At 59.3% G+C, this 18,503-nt stretch carries 17 protein-coding genes; 4 read left to right on the top strand and 13 right to left on the bottom strand.

Features of this window, described 5'->3' with window-relative positions:
• The first annotated feature begins 132 nt into the window (after positions 1-132).
• From EV130_RS07325 to EV130_RS07315, 3 genes are all read left to right on the top strand, one after another.
• The gene (locus EV130_RS07325; RefSeq protein WP_132551862.1) at positions 133-372 is read left to right on the top strand and encodes a type 1 periplasmic-binding domain-containing protein; all 240 of its coding nucleotides are present in this window, start codon (positions 133-135) and stop codon (positions 370-372) included.
• Positions 373-641: 269 nt separating this feature from the next.
• Positions 642-1,874 (top strand): HlyD family secretion protein, encoded by a 1,233-nt coding sequence (locus tag EV130_RS07320; protein ID WP_132659790.1) that lies wholly within the window; start codon positions 642-644, stop codon positions 1,872-1,874.
• On the top strand, positions 1,856-3,850 hold the full coding sequence (locus EV130_RS07315; RefSeq protein WP_074065211.1) for a glycosyltransferase: 1,995 nt from the start codon (positions 1,856-1,858) through the stop codon (positions 3,848-3,850). Before EV130_RS07320 ends, EV130_RS07315 begins: the two co-directional genes overlap by 19 nt.
• A 269-nt stretch (positions 3,851-4,119) precedes the next feature.
• Here the strand turns inward: EV130_RS07315 and EV130_RS07310 are convergent, their stop codons facing one another.
• A complete protein-coding gene (locus tag EV130_RS07310; RefSeq protein WP_245520028.1) occupies positions 4,120-4,770 on the bottom strand; it encodes a TetR family transcriptional regulator C-terminal domain-containing protein in 651 nt (216 codons plus the stop codon).
• A gap of 214 nt (positions 4,771-4,984) precedes the next feature.
• On the opposite strand from EV130_RS07310, the gene EV130_RS07305 reads away from it, so the two are divergent.
• The gene (locus EV130_RS07305; RefSeq protein WP_132659788.1) at positions 4,985-6,286 is read left to right on the top strand and encodes an amidohydrolase family protein; all 1,302 of its coding nucleotides are present in this window, start codon (positions 4,985-4,987) and stop codon (positions 6,284-6,286) included.
• A 16-nt stretch (positions 6,287-6,302) separates the two neighbouring features.
• On the opposite strand, the gene EV130_RS07300 is transcribed toward EV130_RS07305, so the two are convergent.
• The 12 genes from EV130_RS07300 to EV130_RS07245 form a co-directional block, all read right to left on the bottom strand.
• The gene (locus tag EV130_RS07300; RefSeq protein ID WP_074065209.1) at positions 6,303-6,725 is read right to left on the bottom strand and encodes a VOC family protein; all 423 of its coding nucleotides are present in this window, start codon (positions 6,723-6,725) and stop codon (positions 6,303-6,305) included.
• A 6-nt stretch (positions 6,726-6,731) separates the two neighbouring features.
• Positions 6,732-8,081 (bottom strand): thymidine phosphorylase, encoded by a 1,350-nt coding sequence (locus EV130_RS07295; RefSeq protein WP_132659786.1) that lies wholly within the window; start codon positions 8,079-8,081, stop codon positions 6,732-6,734.
• A gap of 3 nt (positions 8,082-8,084) precedes the next feature.
• The gene (locus EV130_RS07290) at positions 8,085-9,617 is read right to left on the bottom strand and encodes an amidohydrolase family protein (RefSeq protein ID WP_132659784.1); all 1,533 of its coding nucleotides are present in this window, start codon (positions 9,615-9,617) and stop codon (positions 8,085-8,087) included.
• 23 nt (positions 9,618-9,640) lie between these two features.
• Positions 9,641-10,444, bottom strand: coding sequence for an ABC transporter permease (locus EV130_RS07285; RefSeq protein ID WP_074065206.1), 804 nt, complete (start codon positions 10,442-10,444; stop codon positions 9,641-9,643).
• Entirely contained in the window at positions 10,444-11,373 is a 930-nt protein-coding gene (locus tag EV130_RS07280; protein WP_132659782.1) for an ABC transporter permease, read from the bottom strand. Before EV130_RS07280 ends, EV130_RS07285 begins: the two co-directional genes overlap by 1 nt.
• A complete protein-coding gene (locus EV130_RS07275; RefSeq protein WP_132659780.1) occupies positions 11,370-12,449 on the bottom strand; it encodes an ABC transporter ATP-binding protein in 1,080 nt (359 codons plus the stop codon). Before EV130_RS07275 ends, EV130_RS07280 begins: the two co-directional genes overlap by 4 nt.
• A 67-nt stretch (positions 12,450-12,516) precedes the next feature.
• On the bottom strand, positions 12,517-13,695 hold the full coding sequence (locus EV130_RS07270; protein WP_074065203.1) for an ABC transporter substrate-binding protein: 1,179 nt from the start codon (positions 13,693-13,695) through the stop codon (positions 12,517-12,519).
• A 414-nt stretch (positions 13,696-14,109) separates the two neighbouring features.
• The gene (locus EV130_RS07265; protein ID WP_074065202.1) at positions 14,110-15,054 is read right to left on the bottom strand and encodes an ROK family protein; all 945 of its coding nucleotides are present in this window, start codon (positions 15,052-15,054) and stop codon (positions 14,110-14,112) included.
• Positions 15,054-15,773 carry a ribulose-phosphate 3-epimerase gene (locus EV130_RS07260; protein ID WP_132659778.1) on the bottom strand — a complete coding sequence of 240 codons (720 nt, stop codon included), beginning with the start codon at positions 15,771-15,773 and terminating at the stop codon, positions 15,054-15,056. The genes EV130_RS07265 and EV130_RS07260 overlap by 1 nt, the downstream gene beginning before the upstream one ends.
• Positions 15,770-16,603, bottom strand: a complete 834-nt coding sequence (locus EV130_RS07255; RefSeq protein ID WP_132659776.1) for an alpha/beta fold hydrolase — start codon at positions 16,601-16,603, stop codon at positions 15,770-15,772. The genes EV130_RS07260 and EV130_RS07255 overlap by 4 nt, the downstream gene beginning before the upstream one ends.
• Positions 16,600-17,421, bottom strand: a complete 822-nt coding sequence (locus tag EV130_RS07250) for a sugar phosphate isomerase/epimerase family protein (protein ID WP_132659774.1) — start codon at positions 17,419-17,421, stop codon at positions 16,600-16,602. The genes EV130_RS07255 and EV130_RS07250 overlap by 4 nt, the downstream gene beginning before the upstream one ends.
• Positions 17,421-18,497 carry a Gfo/Idh/MocA family protein gene (locus EV130_RS07245; RefSeq protein ID WP_132659772.1) on the bottom strand — a complete coding sequence of 359 codons (1,077 nt, stop codon included), beginning with the start codon at positions 18,495-18,497 and terminating at the stop codon, positions 17,421-17,423. The genes EV130_RS07250 and EV130_RS07245 overlap by 1 nt, the downstream gene beginning before the upstream one ends.
• Positions 18,498-18,503: the final 6 nt, after the last annotated feature.

Here is an 18,503-nt window from a genome sequence, read left to right as displayed (position 1 = left end):
GCGGCCTGCTATCGAAACAGTTGGCGCTTGCCGGCTGAGAGCGGGTCTACCCGGCTCTTGATGCAGACGGGGCAGAGACTGCTTCAAGCCGATGCTGCGACCGTTTCGTCGCTGGCTGCGTGAGCGCGATCGGTGGTCAGCGCGATGAATGCGCTCGGGAGGAGAAATGAAATCGTCTTTGTCACGCATGAATTGACGGACGAACGCCGCCAGTTGATGCGCGAGGGGTCGATTGATGCTATCATCGACCAGGATCCGGCGCTTGAAGTACGAGCGGCCGTTGAAGCACTGGCTGCCCATTTCGGTCGCAATGACGACCCACCTGCCTGCCTTACAACGTCAATCCATATTCACATGATCGAGAACTGTTGAGCTGCTTTTCCTGATGAGACCATTCGGGCTGAGCAGACGAAAGAAAGACGGCGACATCGCCTAAAAGACACGTCTCGGTCCATCATGATACAAAACGAATACAGTTGCTTCATTACCTTATTGCAACACCAACTGCACGTATCGCGCGCAGCCGGTTCTCCCCTTGCCCATCGCCGTGATGCGCCTAGATCACCACAAGATGGAGTTGCATTCACTTTGCGCTAGCCTCACATGAGTGCCTTGCGGTTGATAAATTTTCGGAAGTGCCAATGATTTGGAACCACCGCATCACCCGTATTCTGGTCGGCCTATCACTGCTGGCGCTTGTCATCGTTCTTATGCTGCCCAGCCTGACTGGCTTTACAAGCCTCGACGGTACAGTGAACGCACGATTTGCGATCGTGAACGCTCCCATCGACGGCGAGCTTCAAGAAGCACCCCCAAAAGTTGGTGCGCACGTGTTGGCAGGCGAACCGCTCGCCTTGATACACAATGCCCGCGTGAACCGCGCAATACTGACGTCGCTGCAGGCCGACCATATGACCGCCGTCGAACATGTTACGGCGCTAAAGCGGGAACGCGACGAGCTCGTACGGCTTCGTGATCAGTTGGGTGCACGCATGGAAGTCTTTACGCGTACAACCATTGCCGACCTGGAGCGACAAGTCGAAATCCTGAACAAGCGGGTCAAGGTCTCAGAAGCGCAGGACAATGTCGCGCAGGTCGACTTTGACCGGCGACTGGCGCTCGAGGCCAAGGGTATCCTCTCCACCAAGATGGTCGAATCCGCGAAAGCCGCCTGGGAAGCGGCGGGGGGCGAACTCGAAATCAGTGGCCTGACCGTTGCGCAGCTCGAACAGAAGCTGGAAGCCGTTCGCCAGGGGGTTTTCGTTCTCGGTGACGGCCAGAACGACGTGCCCTATTCCCGCCAGCGGCAGGATGAGGTGATTGTTCGTATCAACGATCTCAATACACGCATCGCCGAGAACGAAACACGGGCCGCACAGGTGCAAAAGCAGCTGATTGAGGAGGAAAACCGGGTCCGAAGCCTCACTTCGGCAACAGTTCCATCACCTTTCGAGGGAGTCGTATGGAGCAGCAACGTCGTCAACGGCTCGAACGTCATCCTCAACAACGAGCTGATGCGCATCCTCGATTGCAGCGATCTGTTCGTCGATATCCTTGTTCCAGAGGTCGATTACCAAGCCATTTATCCTGGCCTTGCTGCAGAGGTGCGCTTGTTAGGCGCAGGCGACGTCTTCAAAGGCGTGGTGCTGTCGGTCAGAGGCAGCGCTGCGGTCGCCGAGAAGGACACGCTGGCCGCCAATCAGCCCGAAACGACCAAACGCAACGATCGAATCCGCGTGGGCCTGTCTCCCTCAACTCTCAATGCGGATTTTGCAAACTTTTGCCAGGTGGGGCGTTCTGTTCAGGTGCGCCTGCCCAAACCTAACATCCGCATATGGAACTGGGTGGAAGGCCTGTGGTTCAGTATCTCATAGCACTGGTGCCGACGTTTTTGGTTTTGGCGTTCTTTCTACTTGGGCCCTTCAACTGGTCGCGTAATCATAGCTGGACGCGCGCGATCACATGCGCAGTCGTTGGCGCCATTGCATTGCGCTACATTCTTTGGCGGTTGTTCGAGACGGTACTTCCTTATCCCAATGATGGCCCCAATTTCTACTGGGTCTGGTTTCTGTTCATCGTAGAAATTCTCGCGTTCTTTGAAGTCGTCCTCTTCCTGGTCTTGATGAGTCGATATGTCGACCGCAGTGCAGAAGCGGATAGGCTCGCGCGGGACTTCTTTAGCGGTGACGAGGATGAATTGCCGACGGTGGATGTGTTCATTCCTACCTACAACGAACCGCTCGACGTCCTGGAGAGAACGATCATAGGGGCGCTTGCGCTCGATTATCCGCAAGACAAGCTTAAGGTCTACGTGCTCGACGATCAGCGTCGTGATTGGCTTAAGGCCTACTGCAAGGAGAGGGGAGCAATCCACGTCACCCGGCCCGACAACAGCCATGCCAAAGCCGGCAACATGAACAACGGTCTGAAGGTCAGCTCCGGCGACTTCATCGCAATATTCGATGCTGACTTCGTGCCCTATCGTCACTTCCTGCGCCGAACGCTTCCCTTCTTTTCCGATGCAACCATCGGCATCGTTCAAACGCCGCAGCATTTCTTCAACACCGATCCGGTGCAGACAAATCTCGGTCTCGAAAATATCTGGCCGGACGAACAGCGACTGTTTTTTGATGAGATCGCGCCGAGCCGAGATATCTGGGACGTCAGTTTCTGCTGTGGGTCATGCTCGATCGCGCGGCGCAAGGCGATCGATGCGATTGGGGGTTTTCCGACCGAATCCATCACAGAGGACTTGTTGACCACTCTTTCCATGCTCAACAAGGGTTACAAGACCCGTTACCTGAATGAGCGCCTGTCGATGGGATTGGCCGCAGAGAATTTGACTGGCTATTTCGTACAGCGCGAGCGCTGGTGCCAGGGAGGAATTCAAACACTCTATCTTCATAACGGCCCGCTGCGCGGCCCAGGTCTCTCACTTTTTCAACGCATCATGTTCCTTCCGCTGTCGTGGTTGGTCCAGTATCTGGTGCGCTTTACGATACTGATCATCCCGATCATATATCTCTGGTTCGGCTTGCTACCGCTCTACTTCACAAACGCTGCAGACTATATCTCCAATCAGGTCCCGTTGCTGACGGCCTATTTCCTGTTGATGCTTTGGATAACACCGACGCGGTATTTGCCTATCGTATCGAGTGCCGTAGGCGCTTTTTCGACGTTCCGGATGTTGCCAACCGTCATTTCGAGTGTCGTGCGTCCCTTCGGCAAACCCTTCAGGGTAACCCCGAAGGGCAGCGGCAATGAGGCGATTGGATTTGACGGATACAGTTTTGCCTGGATAGCAGCGTTGATTTTGGCGACGGCCATCGGTCTTGTCATCAATATTGTGCCGGAGACCTCCCATGTCGAGGCGCAGTTCTCGCCGATTGCGGCTTGCTGGTCGGGCATCAACATTGTCGTTCTCGCTATCGCGTCGTTAATCTGCTTCGAGAAACCGCGACGGCTCTTCAATGCGTTCAAACTTGATGAAGCGGTTCTCGTGGACGACGTTCCCGGACGCCTGGTCAGTCTGGCGCTCGACAAGGCGGTCGTTGCCGTGCCGACGGAGACGCGCTTTGCATCTGCCGATGTCACTCTGTCGCTCGAAGGCTTTTCACCCTTCAAAACGGAACTGAGAATGGTCACTCAAAGACGAAGGAGCGTTGCCCGCCATGGCGACAAGGAGGCTTTCTACCTGCACCTCCATTTCGATCTTAGCGGGCCGGCTCGCGATAAAATGATCGTCAAGCTTTATACCGGGCGTTACTCCCAGGACGTTCGTGACATTGACAAGGTCGCTGTATCGATCAACCTGCTGCTTCGGACATTCGGTCGAACCCGGACGCTTTGAGCGGAATTTGGGCCGCACATAAACTGGGTTGGAAGCGCACAGAACTCTCCGAAGCGGCTTGGCCATCTCCAATGCATGGCCTGTTCGCCCTCATCAAAAGTCGTCCTGTTCGAAGCGGCCGTCGACCACGTACACACGTGCGCAAGCCTTTGGAAGGTGTTCCCCAGTCAGCGGCCTAGTCTAGTTGAACCGTTGCGCCTGAAAAATCGGCGCAAGGGCCTCCGGTTCGATTGCAGAATTGTGCTGATGTCCTCCCGATAGCGGATTGTCTAGGGAATTGCTGGCGAAGAAGGAATTACCCCTGCCAGTACCGTCCGCACGATCGTGTCAGCCGCCGCGTCGTAATCGACGGGCCTGATCGTCTTGGTACCAAGTGCGTCGCAGGCAAGAGGCTGGAAATCGCTATAGAACTGTGTGGTTGCCCAAAGCATGATGAACAGGTGCCGCGGATTGATCGCCGCCATGCGACCTTCACGTATCCATTGGCTGATGACGGCAGCATGCTTCTCCGTCGCCATGCGCATGTGGGCGCGATCCTTCGGGCTCAGGAAACGTGCGCCCTGAATGATTTCACTCGCAAAAAGCCGCGACTCCCTGGGGTTCTTGCGGGTATAGTCGAGCTTTGCCCTTATATAGTCCCGCAGCGCATCGGCCGGTTCGCGATCGGCGCGGATATTGGTCAGGGCCTCGTCCCAACCGGCGATCAGGCGCATCATGATCGCTGAGTAGATTTCCTCCTTGGAGGAGAAATAATAGTAGATGTTGGCCTTTGGCAGTTCGGCGAGTTCGGCAATCTCGGCGATGCGTGTCCCATCGAATCCCTTGCGAGAGAATACGTCCGTAGCCACGTCCAGAATAAGCCGGATATTGCGGGCGCGGATCTTCTCGTCAATTCTTGGTGAGGTTCGGGGCATCGTCATCTTTCGCTCGGCATCAGCTCTGCTCTTGTCGTGCAATATAAACTTGCGACTGTCATGGCAACAGCACTGTTTTTCGCTTTTCAGTAAGCAGAATCATGAGGCTAAATTGACGACTTGGTCAGATAGCGTCTACTCTGTTTCCATAAGACGACCATTCCGACAAGGAATTCGGCGCCCAGGGGAGTGACATCGATGAAACGTACGGAGCCGAGCCATGCCCTTTGACCTCCTCATCAAGAATGCCAATCTTCCCGATGATCGCATCGGCATGGACATTGCCGTTACCGGCGGCAAGATCGTTGCCGTCGAAAGCGATATCACCGGGCAGGCCGGACGTGTCATCGACGCAGGCGGAAGGCTGGTCACGCCGCCCTTCATCGATATCCATTTCCACATGGATGCCACGTTGTCACTCGGTACTCCAAGGCTCAACCAGTCGGGAACCTTGCTGGAAGGAATCCAGCTTTGGGGCGAACTGAAGCCGCTGCTCGACAAACAGGCCATCATCGAGCGCGCACTTCGCTACTGTGATCTCGCCGTCGCCCAGGGTCTGCTTGCCGTGCGTTCCCATGTGGATGTCTGCGACGACCGCCTGGTCGGTGTCGAGGCGCTGCTGGAGGTGCGGGATCTGGTGAGGGACTATCTCGACCTGCAGCTCGTGGCTTTCCCCCAGGATGGCTTTTACCGATCGCCGACGGCCGCTGGCAATCTCGTTCGAGCCCTGGACATGGGTGTTGAGGTCGTTGGCGGCATTCCGCATTTCGAACGCACGATGGAAGACGGCCGGCTTTCGGTGAGAGCACTTTGCGAAATCGCAGCTGAGCGCGGGCTGATGGTCGACCTGCATTGCGACGAGACCGATGACCCGCTGTCCCGTCACATCGAGACCCTTGCCTTCGAGACCCAGCGCCTCGGGCTGCAGGGGCGCGTTGCCGGGTCGCATCTGACGTCCATGCATTCCATGGACAACTATTACGCCTCCAAGCTGCTGGCGCTGATTGCCGAGGCGGAAATCCACTGCGTCCCGAACCCACTCGCCAATATTGTCCTGCAGGGACGACACGACGTCTATCCGAAGCGGCGAGGGATGATGCGCGTACCGGAACTGATGGCGCTTGGCGTCAACGTTGCCTTCGGCCAGGATTCCTGCATGGATCCCTGGTATTCGTTCGGCAGTGCGGACATGCTGGAAGTGGCCCATATGGCGGTCCATACCGGCCACATGACGAGCCGCGACGCCGTGAAATCTTGCTTCCGGGCGATAACGGAGAATCCGGCGAGGGTGTTCGGTCTTGGTGGTTACGGCCTGGCACCTGGCTGCAACGCCGATTTCGTCCTTCTGGAGGCGCGCGATACGATTGAAGCCATCCGGCTGAAGGCGAACCGGCTCTCCGTCGTCCGCCGCGGCAAGGTGATCGCGGAAACGGCGCCGCGCATGGCGATGCTTTCCCTGGAAGGCCGGCCTTCGACCGTGGAGCCCTGGCGTTACGCGCCAGTCGAGGCGCGCTCCAGCTGAAGTGAGCCGAAGTGGCTCAAAAATCTCCGGCAGAGCCGCCTTCCTTCCACGCATAGATTTCCCAGAGTTCGTCGTCGGGGCCGCTGAAATATGCCCCGCGTGCGTTCCAGACATAGTCGGTCGGCTCTCCGTAGAAGCAGACGCCTTTCTGCTTAAGTTCGCCATAGGCGTCGTCGACAGCCGATGGCGAAGGCACGCGCACGGCAATACATGCCTTGTGATGGCCGGCTGCCTTGCCATTGGAAACACCAGTGTGCTTACTCAAATGGTCTATTTCCCAGCAGGCGAGCGTCAGTCCTGCGCCGTGGAATTCGGCAAAGCCTTCGGCTCGCCGGTTGATCTTGAAGCCGAGCTTCTCGACATAGAAGTCGATGCTGCGCTCAACGTCCTTGACGAGAATGCAGATGTCGGTGATCGCGTGGTCCTGGGCAAAAGCCATGATCTTTCAGCTCTTCTGATTGAGTGTGGAAAGGCGCCCGGTGACGACGCGCCGGCGCTCCGGCTGAGCGGGTTCAACAAGGACGGCGGCGCGGATTGCCTGCGCTGCCGTGTCGAAATCGGCTTGCGAACGGCAGTGAAGCACGCACAGCGGATCGCCCGCCTTGGTCAGGTCACCGACATGAACCATCCCGGTAAGTCCGACATCGTGATCGATTGAGTCACTGGCGATCTTCCGCCCGGCACCGAGGCCGACCATAGCGAGCCCCATCGAATAGGCGTCGATCCCGTGCACATGACCGTCAGCACTGGACGGCACCGGTGCGACGACGGGCGCAGTCGGGAAATATTCATCCAGGTTTTCGATCAGATCGGTGGGGCCGCCGAGCGCGGCGACCATCCGGCTGAAACGATCGAGTGCGGAACCGTCGGCGAGACGGGCCTCGAGCAGCGTTTCGGCTTCCTCTGTAGACGTCGCCAGCCCGGCCATCAACAGGATCTCGGCTGATAGAGCGATGACGAGACGCCGCAGGCGGCCCTCCTGCTTTTGCCCGCCCAGGAAGTCGATGGCTTCTCGCACCTGGAGCCGGCTGCCAATCGCATCCCCCATTACCTCGTCCATGTCGATCAGCAGAGTAACGATCGGCAACGACACGATTTCGGCGACCGAAATCAGGCTTTCTGCCAGCGCCCTGGCATCGTCAAAGGTGGGCATGAAAGCACCGGATCCGTAATTGACGCTCATTACCAGGCCTGAAACGCCGGATGCGAGCTTCTTGGACAGGATCGACGAGGTGATCAGTGGAATCGATTCTACCGTTGCTGTCACATCCCGCACGGAATAGATCGCAGCGTCGGCCGGAGCAAGCTCCCGCGTCGGCCCGATGATCGCAGAGCCCGCCGTTGCCATCGCGCAAACGAACCGGTCCGCCGGCGGAGCGATATCACAGCCGGGGATCGCCTCCATCAGGTCCACCTCGCCGCCGGTATGGCCAAGCCCGCGGGCCGAGATCATCGGCACATGGACGCCGCAAGCTGCGACAAGTGGCGCAAGGATGAGACTTACCTTCTCGTCGCCGGTGCCACCGGTCGAATGCTTGTCGATGATCGTTCGGTGCGCAATGCCGGAGCCTGACCAGTCGATGACCTTACCTGAATCGCGCATGGCAAGTGTCAGCGCGGCCGTCTCCTGCGGCGTCATGCCGTTGAGAAAGGCCGCCATGGTGAAGGCAGCGATCTGCGCTTCGGAGACCTCGCGCTTGGTGATGCCCTCGACGAAGCGGCTGATCTCGCCATCGGACAATCGCTCGCCATTGCGCTTGGCGCGAATGACCTGGGCCGGCAGGAAGAGCGACATCGATCAGCCTGCCCGCCGGTCGGGGCCGGGCCAGAGCGGCATGTCGCCCTGGTAGCGGTTGATGCCGATATTCTGGACGGTCGCCCGTCGGTACATCTCTCGGATATATGGCTCGAAACGGGCGTTTAGATTTTCGAGATAGGCGTGCTCGGCAAGATAGGCAGGTAAGAGCTCGCCAAGTTCGGCGAAGATCTCCGCCTCGTCGATTGTCAACAGCTTGCCGTCCTCGACGACGACCTCGCCATTGGCGATCACCATGCGGATGCTGGAACCGTTTTCGCAATAGACGAGGTGATGATCGAGCCGGTTCAACGGCATGTAATCATAGCCGGAAAGATCAATCATCAAGAGGTCGGCGCGTTTGCCAACCTCGAGCGAGCCTGTGACCTGGCCGAGCATTGCCGTGCGGGCGCCCTCTATCGTGGCCGAGCGCAGCACTTCGGCCGCCGTCATCCAGCGCTCGGTATCGGGTGTGGCGATTTCGTGCAGCAGGGCGGCCAAGCGCATCACGTCGAAGATGCGGGCCGTGTCGTTGCTGGAAAGCCCGTCCGTGCCGAGCCCGACATGTACGCCGGCATCGAGCAGCCGACGGATGGGCGCGATGCCGGAGCCCAGTTTCAGGTTGGAAATGGCATTGTGGGCAACGGAACAGCCTGCCTCACCCATCAGCGCAATGTCGTCCTCACTCACCCAGATCGAATGGGCGATCGTGGTATTGGGCGTGAGAATGCCGATTTCGTGCATGTAGCGGATCAGACTCCGTCCGTAGAACTTTGGCCCGGTGACCGCCTGCGTTTTCGTTTCCAGAACATGGGTGTGATATGCCACGCCTTTCGCCTGTGCCATGCCCATGCCGGCCTGCATCATCTCGGTGGAGCACCGCTGCGGCGCAGAGGCAGAGATCATGAAGCCGAGCCGGCCGGCGCGGCCATGCTGGGTTGCGAAGACCGCTTGGCAGTAGGCTATATATTCGTCCGGGGTGATCGAGGGACCTTCCACCTCGTCCTGCAGGTCCTGCGGCATCAGTTCGCGCAGATAGGGCATGGTGTCGAAGACATGCTTGTCGATTACGCAATGGGAGACATTGGCACGGATGCCGGCGTGGTCGTATGCGTCGAAAACGAGCTTCAGGCGGTTCAAATCGAAGCCGGGTGGATCGAAGAAGTCGTCGACCAGCGTCGTGACGCCAGCCTTCAGGGATTCCATTGCCGTCAGCAGGCTGCGCAGGTAGAGCAGCCGCTCGGAGATCGGTTCCTTCATTAGGATCGGGTAGGAATAGAGCATCCAGACCTCGAGCGGCATGCCGTGGTAGCGGCCCTTGAAGAAGGTCTCGCAGGAATGCAGGTGTGCGTTGACGAGGCCCGGCATCAACAGCTTGCGGCCAGCATCGATGACGCGCGCCCCCGCTGGCACGGGAAGGTTCGCCCCGATCGCCACGATGCGGTCGCCTTCGACGAGCAGGTCGCCGGAAAACGGAGTTACCCCATGAACCTTGTCCATGGACAAAATGGTGGCATTTCGGAAGAACAGGCTCATGGGTCACTCGGGTTTGAGTTGGGTTATGATCGGCTTTCGGACTTGCCGATCAAAAGCGGTAGCAGCACCAGCTCCAGGCCGACGAGCACGAGACAGGAGATGGCGAAGACGATGGTGCCGATGGCATTCAGCGACGGATCGATCGCGGCGACGAGCACCGAATATATCGCGACCGGCAGGGTCGGCTGGAAGCCCGAGACGAACCAGGCGATGATGAACTCATCGAAGGAGAAGGTGAAGGCGAGCAGCCAGGCGCCAAGAATTCCGGGCAGGGCAAAGGGCAGCACGATACGGGTGACCGCTTGCCATTGGGTTGCGCCGAGGTCCCAGGCGGCTTCCTCCAGGGAGGCCGGCATTTGCGACAGCCGCAGCTGGATAATGGCGAGCGCCGGCGCGACGATCAACACGACATGGGTCAAAAAAACGGCAAACAGCGTGCCCGAAAGGTGCAAACGCGCAAGAAGCCCGAGAAAGCCGACGCCGAGAATGAGTGGCGGGATGAGGATCGGCAGCGTCACCATGGCTAGAAACGTCGTTTTTCCGCGAAAGGTGAAACGATTGAAGGCATAGGCCGCGAGGAAGGCGATCACAGTTGCAACCGAGGCTGCGGCGGGCGAGACGATCAACGTGTTGCCCAGCGCCTTGATCAGCGTGCCATCGGTGAACAGCTTGTCGTACCATTGCAGCGTCCATCCCTGCAGCGGGAAGCCGGGAAAGCGGTTCTTCTGGAACGAGAAGAGCACGAGTACAACAAGCGGCAGGAACATGAAGGCATAGGCAAGGCCGAGCCACAGCCGGCCGAGCAGGATCCAGGGATTGGCGCGCATCAGCCGATCCTCCGCCGTGCCTTGTCAGCCAGAACGAAGCCGACGGCCAGCGTCAGCACCATGACGGCGATCAGAATGGTTGCGAGCGCCGAAGTGCGAGGCAGATTCGTAGAGCTCGAATAGTCCGACATGATCATGCCAGCATAGGTCGGCAGCTTGCCGATGATGGAGGCACCGGCACCACCGCCGAGCAGATTGCCGGAAAGCGCGTCGCCGAGCGAGACGATAACGGCAAAGCTTGCGGCGGTCATCAGCCCGAATCGTGACAAGGGTAGAATGACGCGGGTAAAGGCCTGCCAGCGGGTGGCGCCCAGTTCCCGTGCCGCCTCGATCAGCACCCGGTCGATGGCAAGGATGCTGACGTAGAGAATAACGATCAGGATCGGCGCCAGGTAATGGATGAGCCCGATGCGGGTGGCCACTTGCGTATAGATGATGTCGATGCGGTACTCGGACAGGCCTACCTGCTTGAGGATCGAGTTGATCACGCCGTTGCGCGACAGGATCGTCTGCCAGGAATAAAGGCGCAGCACATAGCTCGACCAGAAGGGCGCGATTGCAACCAGAAGCGCAAGCCTCTGCCAGCGCGCCGGCACCGCAAAAGCGATCGCAAGCGCCACCACGTAGGAGAAGACGACGGCGAAAACGGCCGTGGTGGCGGCCACCCAAAGAGACTGGACCAGGGCCAGGCCGTAGCGGGAGCGGGAGAAGAAGCTCGCGAAAATCTCCTGATAATTTCCGAGCGAGAGATCGGGAACGGCCTGGAAATTCTCGACCCGCCAGAAACCGATCCACAGAAGAAACACCAGCGGCAGAAGAAAGAGAACGGTCAGCCAGATGGCAAGGGGAGCAAGAAACCACACCTTCAACGGGCTGTCATTTGGTGTCTTCATGTATTTCGAGGATGGTGCACCGGGCACTGTCGTCATACCGTTCCCCTGATTAGTGAGGCATCAGAGGGTGCAAAATACGTGCTGACCGATTGGTTGATCTCGACCGGCAGCACCTGCTGCACGATCATCTTGACCTCGGTGCCGTCAATCAGGTCGAGCAGGTAGACATTGTGGGAGCCCCCATATTCACGCCCGCGTAAGGTGGCCTCGAGCCGATTTTCGCCGCTCGCGCCGGTCGGCGTGCTTGAGAGCCTGTCGGCCTGCACCACCACGACGACCGCGGTGCCGACCGGTGGCGGATCATCGATCGCGACGTTCACTTGGCCATGGGCGCAATGGACGAGCGCCGTTCCCGAACCGATTGCTTGAATACGCCCGGAAAAAAGATTGTTGGTTCCAACGAAGCGGGCGACGAATTCCGTCTTCGGCCGGGCATACATTTCCTCAGGTCCGTCGATCTGTTCGATCCGGCCCTTGTTCATGACCACAACCCGGTCTGCCATGGAGAAGGCCTCAATTTGATTGTGGGTGACGTAGATGAAGGCCATGCCGAGCTGCTGCTGGATGCGGCGCAGCTCACCTTGCATGCGGATTCTCAGATGCGCGTCGAGAGCCGACAGCGGCTCGTCGAGCAACAGGATTTCCGGTTCGGTGACAAGGGCACGGGCAAGTGCTACCCGTTGCTTCTGGCCGCCGGAAAGCTGGCCGATCTTGCGCCCGAGGAAGTCGGAAAGGCCGGTGAGTTCGGCCATCGCCTTCACCTTGCCAGCAACGACCGCCTTATCATGGGGCTTCAACGTCAGGCCGAAGGCGATATTTGCGGCCACGTCGAGATGCGGAAACAACGCGTAGTTCTGCCATACGAGCCGGGTGGAACGCAGGTTGACCGGCACGTCCGAGACATCGTTGCCACGGACATAGAGCTGGCCGGACGTTGCGGTCTCAAGACCGGCCATAATGCGCAGGAGGGTCGTCTTGCCGCAGCCGGAAGGACCCATGATCGCCACGAATTCCCCGCGTCCCACCTTAAGGTTGACCGAGTCCACTGCAACGAAATCGCTGAAGCGCTTGGTGATCGACAGAAGTTCGAGATCGGCGGGGGGAGGGGTCATGGGGCATCCGGGACGATATGGAGCGGCATCCCGGGATATCCGGGACGCTTGGCTTGAACGAAGGGGATCAGGCTGTCTTGAACTCGTTGAAGATATCGATCCAGGCCTGTTCGGGCTGGTTCGTCGGCAGACCACGCGGCATCGAGCGATCGATCAGCGTCTCGACCAGCATCTTGCCGGGGTTCTGCGGGTCCGGGACATAGGAGAGCAGTTTCTTTTGCTCGTCATCCCAGTAGTCGACGATCTTCATGTTCGGGCCGCGTGCTTTGAAAGCCTTCGTATAGACGAGTTTCGACTGGACCTTGGGGGAGGTCATGTACTTGACCCATTCCAATGCGAGGTCCTTGTTCTTCGAGGCCGAGCACACGCAGGCCACTTCCTGCCAGCGGATGCCGCCCTGCTTCGGGATTGTCGATGAGAAGTTGTCGTAGCCTGCAAGCTTCAGATCAATGTCGAGGTCGCCGGTCGGGGAGGCGACGATGTCACCGGCGAGCATTGCCTGCGCGATCGGTTGGTTGGAAGAGCCGAACATACCGATCTGCGGCCGTAGCTTGGTCAGGAACTCCTTGACCTTGGCAAGCTGATCGTCGCTGATCGTGTAAGGGGTCTGGTTGCCGGGATTGATGGCCAGGCTGGCGTTGCCGAGATTTGGCAGATACCAGTCGAACATGCCAATCTTACCTGCATATTTCTGATCGAGCAGCGTGTTCCAGTCGGTCGCCTCTTCTGCCGACATCTCGTCGGTATTGTAGGAAATGCCGTAGAAGGAGAAGCGTGTTGGGATGCCGTAAACCGTGCCGGCTGCCTCCCCTTTGGTCGGGGAAAAATCGCGGAACTTCGGATGATAGTTGGCAAGTTCTGCGAACCCATCGGTCTTGTAAGCATCGATGGCCTTGCTGGCCTTCAGCTTCTGGACATATTCGGCGTCGGAGATGATGGCGTCAAAAGTGCCGGGCGGGGTCTGGGCAAAGAACTGCAGCATCTGCTCGCCGCCAATATAGATTTTGAACTCCACCTTCGTCTTGTAGAGATCTTCGAACTCGCCGATGACGTCGCGCTCTTCATACCCTGGCCAGCACAGTACGCGCAGCGGCTCTGCTGCACGTGCCTGGCGCGAAAAGATCGTGAAGTTGCCGAGCGCAGTCGCCGCAGCGCCGGCGGCCGTCGTTCTCAAAAAGTTGCGTCGAGACAGAGTGGTCGTCGCCGAAGCTGAAGTCTCGCTTTCCAAGGAAGTCTTCTGCGTCATGTTGTTCCCCTGATTGACTTGTGCAATTGCAGTTAAAATAACGCAAAATTTGTGCCAATGCTTAAGTGGCGGAAAAGGCGAGGTAATTTTGTTTCCTTGAGAGAGGTCCCGTTGAGGTGGAGATCAAAAACTGACCATTTGGTCAATTTTTCTCCACTCTCGGTCAAGCTTAATATGAAGGTTGGGGCGCTAGGGCACGGGCCAGGGCGATTACACGTCCCTTGCACCGCTACCAATGCAGGGATGCCAAGGAGGCGTGAGACTGTTTAGACGCGTCATAGGGGGCATGTCACTGCGCTCTGAGGCTGCCCGCAGTGCTCGAATCCCCTGCAAAATGCTGTTCATTTTCGAAGGTTCGTGCCTCGTTGGGCTCGGGATCCAGCCTTGAAAAATCTTGCAGTTTGCGGGCATCTTTCAATTGAGAAGGATCAAGCTTGCGGCGCCCACCAAGCCGGCATGCCCGCCGAGCTGCGCCGGCACAACCGGCACGTCGCGATAGGCCGGCATCGCTCGCTCCTGAATGGTCGCCTCGATCGGTTTGCGAAGCAGATCATAGCCATAGGAAATTCCACCACCCATGACGATGATATCGGGCGAGTAGAGATGGAGCAGATTGGTGAAGCCGATGCCCAGCCAGCGTGCTTCCCTGTCAATCAGCCCAAGTGCTGTTTCGTCACCGCTTCGCGCAGCCTCGACGACATGTCGGCCCGTCACGTCGCCCTCGCGCGACAGCCTTCGCAGCGTCGAGCCGTCGCCTGGCTTTGTTAAAGCGGTGGCACGCCGGCCAAGCGCAGTACCCGACGCTACAGCCTCGAAGCAGCCCACCGCCCCGCAAAGGCATCGATCGCCCTCGCTCGTGATGGTCATATGGCCGATTTCGCCTGCGAGCCCTCGGCGTCCATGCACGATGCGGCCGTCGGAGATCACCCCGCCGCCGATGCCGGTAGACACGGTGACGAAAACCAGTGAGGCCGCGCCGCGGCCGGCCCCGAAATGCCATTCGCCGAGAGCGGCGGCGTTCGCATCGTTCTCCAGCCGCACAGGCAGGTTCAAGCGGTCCTGAAGGCGGCTCGCAAGCGGGACTTCACGCCAGCCCGCCAGGGTTGGTGGTGCGGTAAGGATGCCCGCGACCGGATCGAGCGGGCCAGGCGCTCCGATGCCGATACCAAGCGGCTTGGCGTCGGGAACTTGCGAACAGGTTTTCTGCGCGAGCATCGCGATTTGCTCGATGACCGCATCCGGTCCATCGTTGGCAAGTGTTGGCATGGAGGCGAACGCCAGCAGATTGCCACCGTCACCAACCAGTGCGGCGCGCAGCTCCGTCCCGCCCAGATCGAATGCAAGCGCAATCCTGCTCATCAGAACGGGCTTTCCAAAGCATGCAGCCAAGCAATACGACCTGGCAGATCCTCGTCGCCGAACGCCAGTGATCCGAGCACGACCGTCTCCGCCCCAGCTGCCCGCAACAGCGGAACGGTCTGTTCGCGAATGCCGCCGTCTGCAGCAAGGACAATTGCCTTTTCGCGTCCGGCACGCCTGATCATCGCCCGCGCTTCGCCCAGTCGCCCGCAGGCCTTGTCCGAAAGGCTTTGTCCCTTGACGCCGATCGACGTCCCGAGCAGCGTGAAGAAGGCGACCTCGGCGAGGAACGGTTCTGCCTCGGCGACCGGTGTTTCCAGCCGCAGAACGACGCCGGCTTCTGCCCCGAGCCGCTTTGCAAGTTTTATCGCGCGCAAACCGGCTTCGCCGGTCTCGGCATGAACACTGACGAGATCGGCGCCCGCCTCGATGAACTGGCGTGTTTGCTCCTCGACAATCTCGGCTTCGACCATCAGGTGCACATGAATGGGTTTTGCCGTCAGCTTGGCAATGCGGGCGACAAAATCGGGAAAGAACAGAAAGCCAGGCGTGAAACACGCGTCGGCAACGTCGATATGGTGAAGATCGACATAGGGCTCGATGCGGTGAAGGTCGCGCTCGACGTTGGCAAGATCTGCGGACCAGAGCGAAAATTCGCCGAGCAGTCTGTGCCGGGGCAATGCGGCGATGGCGCCACCCAAGAGAGATTTCGACGTCATGGATGAGCAAGGCTCCGATGTTTGAATTGCGTGTCGAGGAATTGCCGGATGACCGTTTGCACTGCGGCGAAATGCGCTTCGCGAGCGGCTGCCTTTGCAGGCACTTCGAGGAAGTGCGCATCTGGAAGCGTATCGGCCATCAATTGCGCGACGGCGAGAGGGTGAATGGCATCCTGCCGATTGGCGAGGACCAGAGCGGGAATAGCGAGGCTTGCCGCATCCTCTTGCGAAACGCCGGTTCCATCCGAAGCGATGTCGTCCAGTACGTCGGCAAAGGCCAACGCATCCGGGCGTTCGAAATAGCCGAGCAGGGAAGCAAGATTGTCCGGCGCCTCCAGGCGCAGGCGCTCGGCCGTTAGCGAGCTTGCAAAGATCGCCCGGCCTTCGGCAAGCGAACGGGATCGAAGCAGTGCCGCGATTTCGCGGATCGGTTCGAGGTTGTCGGGAGCGCGAGCAAACGACCAGGCCGGCCGTACCAGGATGAGGCCCATGACGCGTTCCCGATGTGTTTTTGCCAGATGCAGCGCGATGGCTGCGCCCATGGAGATGCCGCCGGCGATGAACCGGCCTATACCTTTTTCGTCTGCAGCGGCGATGATGTCGGCTGCAAACATCGCAATCGAGAAGGGGCGCCGCGTGCCGAGCGTCGAACTGCCATGCCCGCGGCACTCAGTCGTGATCCGCCGCCAGTCGAGGCCCTGAGGGAGAACCTCGGCGACCTGCGCCTCGCTGCCTCCGAGCCCGTGTTGAAAGACCAAGGCGTCGCCTGCCCCGCTCTCGTGGAGTGAAAGATCGGCGTCGTCTCGTCTGAAGGTGATGTGCGTCTTCATCGGACCAGATCCGAAAGGTACCTGGCGACGGCGGGTGCTTCCACTGCCGCAAGACCGTGCGCGACGAGCGGACCGTCGAAACCGGTCACGCGCAGACTGTTGACGAAGGCTGGGAAATTGACGATACCCTGACCCACTGTCGCAAAGCGGCCATCGGCGTGGCGATCCTTGGCATGAGCCATCGTAATGTGACCAGCCGAGACATCGACCGCCCTTTCGACGATGTCGGACACTTCGGCCGCCGTTGCCCGCTCGAAGAGATTTGCCGGATCGAGCACGATGCGCAGGCGCTTCGAACCCATCTCATTGATCAGCCGCACCGCATCAGCGGCAGACGTGACGATGTTTGCCTGTTCCGGCTCGATGCCAAGATAGATGTCGTGCCGCTCGGCAAGTTCCAGCGCCTTTTCCATTTCGGCCGCCATATCGGCCCAGGCAGTTGGAAGCGCGTTGTCCGGATGGCCCATCCATTGATCCTGGGCATTGCGGCTGCCGGTGCAGAGTGTCACCAGCGGAATCTGCAAGGCCGCTGCCGTCTCGATCACGATCGCAAGCTGTTTAAATCCCGTATCGCGCACGGTTTTTTCCGGGTGAGCCATGTTATAGGTCCCTGAAAGCGCCGCCAGCGAAACACCGGTACTTCTGGATGCCGCACCGATCGCGGCAATCGTTTCCGGCGCAACGGCATTTGGCATCGACGGCAGGCCGACACAGGCGAGATTGAACTGCGTCGTCGCAAAGCCATTTTCACGCACGGCCGAAAGCACTCGCTGAGGATCGGTACCGGGAAAGGTCTTTGCAAAGATGCCGAGCTGCATCAGACCGATCCCGTGACGGTTGCAAGTTCCACACGTTGGCCCGTTTCTACCGAGCGGGCGATGGCGACCATGGCGCGGATGGAGGCGATGCCATCGTGGATATTAGCACCTCGCATCGGCGCGCCGTGCAGTACGGTCTCGGCTAGCCCTTCCAGCTGTCTGCGGAAGAAGTGCCCATCGGCTCCCAGCGGCTTGCGCGTCGTGGCGTCCTTCTCGTGGAAGATTTCGACCTCACTCGCCCTCAGGTACCAGGGATTGAAGGTCTTGGCGATCACTGAGCCATTTTCGCCATAAAGGTGGAAGCCTTCATGCCAGTCCATGCGGACCGCGACCGTCAGATCGAGGTGTCCGAGCGCGCCGTTGGCGAATTCGGTTTCCACGAACCAGCAATAGGCGCCGGCACGCTCGAGAAGCCGGGCTCGGACCGCGACGATCACGCCACACAAAAAACGCGCGGTATCGACGAGATGCGAACCGTGCGCCAGCATGAAATACCGGCGCAGGTCAGCCTTGGGATTTCCGGCGGGTTTCCTGGCGAACTTGCTGGTGATTGGCAGTGGCTGGACCGCGTCGGTGTTTGTGTAGCGGTGGGTGGAGTCGCAGTACCAGGCTTTCAGCGCGAAAATCTCGCCGATGTCGTCACGGACAAAATCCCGTGCAGCCTCCAGTGCCGGGTCAAATCGCTTCATGTGGCCGACCTGCAGCACTTTGCCGGAGCGCTTGACGGCCTCGGCGAGCGCCTGGCCTTCCTCGATCGACACACCTGTGGGCTTTTCGCACAGAACATGCTTTCCAGCATCGAGCGCTTTGATCGACATCGGCACGTGATAGGCGTCTGATGTGGCGATGATGACGGCTTGGAGTTCCGGATCGGCAAGCATTGCGTCATAATCGGAATACATCTTGCGGGGCTCGTATGTCGCGCCCATGCGCGCAAGCAGGTCGGGTGCTGCGTCACAAATTGCATAAAGGTCGGCATTCCTGGCCTTCGCGCAGGACTGGAGATGGGCGAACTGTGCGATCGGGCCGCAGCCGAGCACGCCCACGCGCAGCCGTCGATCTTCCTTGGGGATCATGACTTC

It is taken from the genome of Rhizobium azibense, assembly GCF_004342325.1.
GTDB classification, from domain to species: Bacteria; Pseudomonadota; Alphaproteobacteria; order Rhizobiales; family Rhizobiaceae; genus Rhizobium; species Rhizobium etli_B.
The sequence above is the reverse complement of the archived record's forward strand: the minus strand, read 5'-3'. Positions and strand labels throughout refer to the sequence as shown.